This is a genomic window from Ignavibacteria bacterium (assembly GCA_016873775.1).
Lineage (GTDB): Bacteria > Bacteroidota > Ignavibacteria > UBA10030 > F1-140-MAGs086 > JAGXRH01.
In genome coordinates this window covers 1-5,548 of the sequence record VGWC01000104.1, presented here as the reverse complement: position 1 = coordinate 5,548, position 5,548 = coordinate 1, and the positions used below count along the sequence as shown (strand labels likewise).

At 38.5% G+C, this 5,548-nt stretch carries 8 protein-coding genes; all 8 read left to right on the top strand.

Annotation, left to right across the window (positions count from 1 at the left end; all coding sequences use genetic code 11):
• A partial coding sequence (locus FJ218_10675; protein ID MBM4167364.1) for an ABC transporter substrate-binding protein occupies positions 1-482 on the top strand: 482 nt, incomplete at its 5' end.
• A 94-nt stretch (positions 483-576) separates the two neighbouring features.
• Positions 577-1,074: a TRAP transporter small permease gene (locus FJ218_10670; GenBank protein ID MBM4167363.1), complete on the top strand. Its 498-nt coding sequence runs from the start codon at positions 577-579 to the stop codon at positions 1,072-1,074.
• Positions 1,074-2,351: a TRAP transporter large permease subunit gene (locus tag FJ218_10665; protein MBM4167362.1), complete on the top strand. Its 1,278-nt coding sequence runs from the start codon at positions 1,074-1,076 to the stop codon at positions 2,349-2,351. The genes FJ218_10670 and FJ218_10665 overlap by 1 nt, the downstream gene beginning before the upstream one ends.
• Before the next feature lie 109 nt (positions 2,352-2,460).
• Positions 2,461-3,231: a hypothetical protein gene (locus FJ218_10660; GenBank protein MBM4167361.1), complete on the top strand. Its 771-nt coding sequence runs from the start codon at positions 2,461-2,463 to the stop codon at positions 3,229-3,231.
• Between the two features lie 57 nt (positions 3,232-3,288).
• Positions 3,289-3,954, top strand: coding sequence for an ABC transporter permease (locus FJ218_10655; protein ID MBM4167360.1), 666 nt, complete (start codon positions 3,289-3,291; stop codon positions 3,952-3,954).
• A gap of 7 nt (positions 3,955-3,961) precedes the next feature.
• Positions 3,962-4,738, top strand: coding sequence for an ABC transporter permease (locus FJ218_10650; protein ID MBM4167359.1), 777 nt, complete (start codon positions 3,962-3,964; stop codon positions 4,736-4,738).
• Positions 4,739-4,827: 89 nt separating this feature from the next.
• Entirely contained in the window at positions 4,828-4,959 is a 132-nt protein-coding gene (locus tag FJ218_10645) for a CcmD family protein (protein ID MBM4167358.1), read from the top strand.
• Positions 4,960-4,973: 14 nt separating this feature from the next.
• Positions 4,974-5,363 carry a cytochrome c maturation protein CcmE gene (locus tag FJ218_10640; protein MBM4167357.1) on the top strand — a complete coding sequence of 130 codons (390 nt, stop codon included), beginning with the start codon at positions 4,974-4,976 and terminating at the stop codon, positions 5,361-5,363.
• Positions 5,364-5,548: the final 185 nt, after the last annotated feature.

Genomic DNA, 5,548 nt, shown 5'->3' with positions numbered 1-5,548 from the left:
CAATGTTCACCACCATTGGTATTCATCCGATTCCGCTTTCGATTACTGATGTTCTCACATCGTTGCAAACGAAATTAATTGATGGCGTGTACACTTCTCCGCTTGCTGCTGTAGCGCTCCAGTGGTTCACACGAACAAAATATATGCTTGATTTACCTCTCGCGGATGCGCAGGGAGCAATAGTCGTCTCAAAAAAAATGTTCGATAAAATTCCTGCCGACTTGCAACAAATTATTACCCGTAATGGAAAAACGTATTTCAATAAACTCACAAAACTTTCCCGCGAAGATAATGCAAAATCAATCGAGACGTTAAAGAAAAACGGAATTCAAGTTATTGCGGTTGATACAAAAAGTTTATCGGAATACGATGAAATCGGGAAAAAAGCGCGCCGCCTGCTTGTCGGAAAATTGTTCGATGAAACGTTGTTGAATGACGTGGAAAGAGAAGTGGGAAATATTCGTTCGAAGAGTAAAAAATAATTTTGCCATTCCGAGGAGTGACTACGGCTCGTAGAGAAACGACGATGAATCTTTTTGTAGATTCCTCACTTTGTTCGAATGACAATATCTCAAAATGAAACTCATTTTTTCCATCGAAAAATACCTCGCAAAAATAGAAGGCATTCTCATAATCACAATGCTATCTGCGATGATAGTACTTGCATTTTTTCAAGTAGTTCTTCGAAATCTTTTTTCGTTCGGATTTCTTTGGGGCGATCCGTTCCTGCGTTATCTCGTATTATGGGTTGGTTTTCTTGGTGCAGTTCTCGCAACAAAAGAAGAAAAACATTTCGGCATCGAATTCGTTAATCGGTTGCTTTCGCCCAAAATGATGCATCTCGCGCTCTTCATCGTAGATCTGTTTGCATCTGTTGTTGCTTTTCTTCTCCTTCGAGCAGCGCTGCAATTTCTCGAAGCCGGCTTTGATGAAGATTCTCTCGACCTGTTCGATATTCACAAAAAATATTATTTAATGATTATACCGCTCACATTCGGTTTAATATCTCTTCATTATCTGCTCCGGGTTGTTCGCCATTCCTATGAATTTTTAAAAGGAGAAATTTCCAACTGATGGAAATTATACTTATAGGTATTGCATTTGTTGCTCTTGCCATTCTTGGGGCGCCGTTATTCTCACTGATTGGTGCGCTGGCGCTGTATTTATTTCACACTTCTGGAGGTGAACCTGCTTTCGTTATCGCAGAACTTACGCGTCTTGCAGAGTTTCCCGCACTGATAGCCATTCCATTGTTCACATTCGGCGGTTACGTTCTCGCAGAAAGCAAAACACCGCAACGACTTGTCAATTTATCGCAAGCGCTTGTTGGATGGATTCCCGGAGGATTAGCAGTTGTAGCAATTCTTTCCGCTGCAATTTTTACTGCATTCACCGGCGCATCAGGAGTTACAATTGTTGCGCTCGGCGGTTTGCTCTTTCCCGTGTTGCTCAAAGAACATTATCCCGAAAAATTTTCTCTCGGACTTCTCACTACGTCAGGAAGTTTGGGATTATTATTTCCTCCAAGTTTGCCGATTATTTTGTACGGACTTGTTGCACAAATTTCGATAGACAAACTATTCATCGGAGGGTTACTTCCGGGAATATTGATTGTCGTTGCACTTTCCGCGTATGCAATTTCAACAGGAATTCGTTCTAACGTTTCGCGTATACAATTTGAGTGGAGCAATGTTCTGCGTTGTATCAAAGAATCCGCGTGGGAAATTCCGCTTCCGTTTCTCGTCATCGGAGGAATTTACGGTGGAATTTTTACCGCTACCGAAGCCGCTGCAGTTATGGCATTTTATGTTTTGGTAATCGAAGTTTTTATTTACAAAGATTTGAAATTGTTTCCCGACGTTCCGAAAGTAATGCAAAAAAGTATGTTGCTTGTCGGAGCAATGTTTATCGTATTAGGAACTGCACTTGGCTTAACAAATTATTTTATTGACGAACAAATTCCGCAAAAACTTTTTGAATGGATTCACACGTTTATCGACAACAAATTTACGTTTCTTGTTTTGCTGAATTGCATTTTGCTCGTTATCAATATGGTGGAAATTTTTTCGGCAATAATTATTGTTGTTCCACTCATTATTCCCATTGCAAATCAATACGGCGTTGACCCGGTGCATCTTGGAATTATTTTTCTTCTCAATCTCGAAATCGGCTATATGCTTCCGCCGCTTGGTTTGAATTTATTCATCGGAAGTTTTCGTTTCGAGCGACCGATGACGACAATGTATAGAGTTACGCTTCCGTTTCTTGCGATGCTGTTCATCATACTTTTGTTTGTAACATACTTTCCGCAACTCAGTTTATGGCTTGTGGAAATGTTTCGTATTCGATAAGGAGGATGCATTTTTATAAAAAACATTAACTGGACATTTGAATTTTTAGAAATATTTTTGTAACATTGTGTTGAATTTTCAACGTAAAAAACTCAAAAGGAATATCTGTATGAAGAGAATTACTCTCATAGTGCTTAGTTTAATACTCTCAACGTATACTTTTTCACAATTTAAAACAGCCAATTCGTTTTATTCATCCTCGCTTTCTTTATCTGCATTGAGAGATGCGCCATTAATAAACGGCAGAAAGAAAACGATGAAAGACCATATACACGCATCACTCGGTTTTCGGTTTGGAATGTTTGCAACATCGGTACCACAATTTGATTCTATTTTCAAAACGAGTAATGTCGGAATTTATGGCTTAACAGCAGACTTTAACGTAATGAATAGTTTAAACATAGAAATCAAATATCAAACGTTTTCTACAAAAGCAAGTAAAACAATTCAAGAAGGAACGGAACCCACGATAGACAAAACGACAATCAAAGCAGCGTGGGAACAAAATGTTGTTACCATTGGTCCGAAATATTTTTTCAAACCGAATGGAAACGTGTATCCGTATGCGAGCGTTGGTTTCGGGTATTATGGAGCAGCGACGGAATTTCAAAAAACGATTGACGATGCAGTTACCGGGAAAGAGGAATTTCCCCCAAAACACAAAACTTATAACACATATTTCGGATTAGCATTCGAAGGAGGAATCCGTTATATACTTCCCGATGATGGACTTGCTTTTTTCGTCAATGGAGAAATTTCGCTTGCAACGGTTCAAGGTTTTCGTTTTGATGACAATGCAACAGACACGCAAGCCCGAAAATTGAAAGATATCAACATCGGGGGCATCGGATTTTCCACAGGTTTTGTGTTCATCTTGTAATAATTTTTTTACCGTTATTGCCTTTGTTCAGTTCATTTGGACAAAGGTATTTTTTTTATTGTGAAGTCAGCGATTGCTATTTTCTTAAAAGATGTTCGTTCCGAATTACGAACACGATATGCGCTCAATGCGTTATTGATGTTTGTTGTTACTACGATTACGATTATAATATTTGCCATTCAATCAGAAAACCCGTCGCCGTTTATCCTTGCGGGAATTTTATGGATTGTCGTTTTTTTTGCGAGTATGTCGGGGCTTTCACGGACATTTGTTAGTGAAGAAGAACGAGGAACTACGCTATTGTTACAACTTTCCGTGCATTCTTCTGCAATTATCAACGGGAAAATATTTTTCAATGTCGTACTACTTTTGGCTCTGAATGTATTTACCGTACTTCTCTACTTTTTTTTTCTGCCGGAATTTTTTATTCGCAATTATGCAATTTTTCTTCTTACGATGGCATTGGGAACATTCTGTTTGTCTGTGTCATCAACACTTCTTGCGGCGATTGTTGCCAAGGCAAACACGAAGGGAACTCTCTATCCTGTTTTATCGTTTCCCATTTTGCTTCCCTTACTTGTTACTGTAATAGACGCTACAAAACTTGCAGTCGAAGGAGCAACGTTCACTGAAGCGAGCGGAAATTTTCAAATCTTAATTTCGTATCTTATCACCGTTTTTATTATTGCCAATTTGCTTTTTGATGTTATCTGGAAAGATTAGCGAATAGATGGGGAAGACGATACAAGTACAAAGCGCAACTTTTTTACCAATATTTTTTTTCAAAGATTTGCAACACACGTTTTTCAAATACCTCCTTGGTAGTCTCATTACATTCATCATTATCGCAGGATTTGCATTTCCGATGGTGCCTTCGCCACAGCATTGGTACGAATTTCCTATTATTCCGGCTTTAGAAGAAAAAGCGCGCAATATATTTTTTCATGTTCCCACCGCTTGGGTAAGTGTTGTTGCATTTCTCACTTCATTAGTTTATGCAGTTCAGTTTTTGCGAACCAAAAATCTGGACAACGATATAAAATCCGTAACAGCGGCGGGATTAGGATTAATGTTTTGCGCGCTTGCAACAGTTACCGGTGCAATATGGGCAAAATTTAATTGGGGAGCATTTTGGAATTGGGATCCTCGACAAACTTCGATATTTATTTTGTTACTTATATACGCTGCGTATTTTGCGCTCCGGTCCTCCGTTGAAAATGAAGAAAAACGCGCATCACTATCCGCTGCATATTCCATTATTGCAGGACTTACCGTTCCGTTTTTTATTTTTATTATGCCACGCATTACTGCAGGACTTCATCCCGGTTCTGCAGGCGATTCGCAGGGGAAAGGTCCACTCTTCGAATCGAAAGCGATGGCAACCAATATGCGTGTTCTATTCTATGTTTCTTCACTTGCGTTTGTCGCACTTTTTTATTGGATCTGGAATTTGCGAGTAAAAACAGAACGACTGCTATTACATGTTCACGAGAACGTTTCTTCGTAATTATTGTTCAATTTCAGACAACGGATTGAAAACTTCTTCTGAATGTTGAGCAACAGAACTTCACTATTTATATTGTAAATAAAAAAACTATGTACGAATTTTTTTCGCAAAACCAACTCTATATCGTAATGACGATTGTTCTTCTCTGTTGGTTTGGAATATTTGGATACTTAATGAAATTAGATAAACGAGTTTCTGAAATCGAACAATCAATCAAATAAAATCTCCATTCATTATGAAACTTAAAATCATCCTCGGCAGCATTGCTATCGTAACGATTCTTGTTTTTCTTGCAATGAATTTTCTGGAAAGCAAAATTGAATACGGCACCATAACTATGGCAAAGGAAAAAGGAAAACTGATACAAATAAAAGGCGCGTGCGTCCAGGAAAAAGAATCGTTCTACGATTCAAAAAACAATCAATTTATCTTCTATATGAAAGACGACGAAGGTCAAGAAACCAAAGTAATATACGATGGAGCAAAACCCAATAATTTTGAACTTGCAGAAGCGGTTGTTGTCAAAGGACGTTATTCCGAAGGTGTATTTCATGCCAAGGATATACTTACGAAATGTCCGTCAAAATATGAGGGGAATTCTGAACAAATCAAGAAAACTCTTTAAACATACCTACTGGTGCAAATTTGCGTATCTTAATTCCGGAACGCTAACTTGCACCTTGCAATTTACACTTTTCCCATGCTTGGTCGCTCGCTCATCATTTTCAGTTTCATTTCCATCCTCATTTCTGCAACGGCGTATTTTATTTCGTTTCGAAAAAAATCCGACGAACATTTGCAACTTGCTCG

Excerpts from the sequence above, each read along its gene's own strand:
- FJ218_10670 (MBM4167363.1), top strand. The coding sequence starts at position 577 with ATGAAACTCATTTTTTCCATCGAAAAATACCTCGCAAAAATAGAAGGC.
- FJ218_10665 (MBM4167362.1), top strand. The coding sequence starts at position 1,074 with ATGGAAATTATACTTATAGGTATTGCATTTGTTGCTCTTGCCATTCTT.
- FJ218_10660 (MBM4167361.1), top strand. The coding sequence starts at position 2,461 with ATGAAGAGAATTACTCTCATAGTGCTTAGTTTAATACTCTCAACGTAT.
- FJ218_10650 (MBM4167359.1), top strand. The coding sequence starts at position 3,962 with ATGGGGAAGACGATACAAGTACAAAGCGCAACTTTTTTACCAATATTT.
- FJ218_10645 (MBM4167358.1), top strand. The coding sequence starts at position 4,828 with ATGTACGAATTTTTTTCGCAAAACCAACTCTATATCGTAATGACGATT.
- FJ218_10640 (MBM4167357.1), top strand. The coding sequence starts at position 4,974 with ATGAAACTTAAAATCATCCTCGGCAGCATTGCTATCGTAACGATTCTT.